Source organism: Micromonospora qiuiae (genome assembly GCF_016863555.1).
Lineage (GTDB): Bacteria > Actinomycetota > Actinomycetes > Mycobacteriales > Micromonosporaceae > Micromonospora > Micromonospora qiuiae.
Genome location: NZ_BOPC01000190.1, coordinates 1 through 956 on the forward strand (window position 1 = coordinate 1; position 956 = coordinate 956).

The window sequence follows — 956 nt, forward strand, 5'->3', positions numbered from 1 at the left end:
TAGGCCGTGTCTCCTGGATCATGGATTGGGGCGGTCCGGTTTCGCGCGTAGCCAGATGAGGATGTCGGCGATCTGCACGGTGGCGCGGTAACGACAGGCCAGCTTGTCGTACCTGGTGGCCACGGCGCGGAACTGCTTGCGCCGGTTCATCAGCCGTTCGATGGTGTTGCGCTGCCGGTACCGCTGCGGGCGGAAGGTGGGTGGGCGGCCACCCCGTGATCCTCTCCGGGCGCGGTGGGCCTTCTGATCGTCCTTCTCTGGGATGTCGTGCGGGATGTGCCGGGCCCGTAACGCCTGGCGGTTGCCGCGTGAGCTGTACGCCTTGTCCGCCGAGAGGGAATCGAGGCGTTTGCGCGGCCGGCCGATCCGGCCGGGACGGGCCACGGCCACGTCGTCGAGCAGCCGCACCAGCTGGCCGGTGTCGTGGTCCTGACCCGGGGTCAGGAGGCTGGTCAGGTTCCGGCCCCGCCCGTCACCGATCGTGTGGATCTTCGTGGTCCACCCGCCGCGCGACTTGCCGAGTCCTTCCCGTCGCGCTGCGTCACTGCTGCTCAGCCCCCTTTACGCGCCCCGGCGGCGTGCTGGTGGGCCCGCACGATCGTGGAATCGGCGTTGCCGTGCCAGTCCAGGTCCCCGGCAGCGTCCGCGTCGGCCTGCAGCATCGCCTCGATCCGCGCCCAGGTCCCGTCCTCCTGCCAGCGGACGAACCGCTTGTACAGCGTCTTCCACGGCCCGTACCGTTCCGGGACGTCCCGCCACGGCACCCCGGTCCGCACCCGGAACACGATCCCGTTGATCACCTGCCGGTGATCCCGCCACCGCCCACCACGCCGCGGTGTCATCGCCGGCAACAACGGCGCGATCCGCGCGTACTCGACCTCAGTCAGCTCAAACCGCCCACTCACGACAGACGTGAATAGCCGATTCCCCGCGCAAGATCCAGGAGACACGCCCTA

General features: G+C 69.4%; 1 protein-coding gene. It reads right to left on the reverse strand.

The annotated features are described in order from the left end of the window. Nucleotides 1-18 precede the first annotated feature (18 nt). Nucleotides 19-842, reverse strand: a protein-coding gene (locus tag Vqi01_RS30350; protein WP_372444471.1) for an IS5 family transposase whose coding sequence is annotated in 2 segments (ribosomal slippage) — nucleotides 19-552 and nucleotides 555-842 — 822 coding nt in all. Because the reading frame shifts where the segments join, the coding sequence is not laid out codon by codon here. Nucleotides 843-956: the final 114 nt, after the last annotated feature.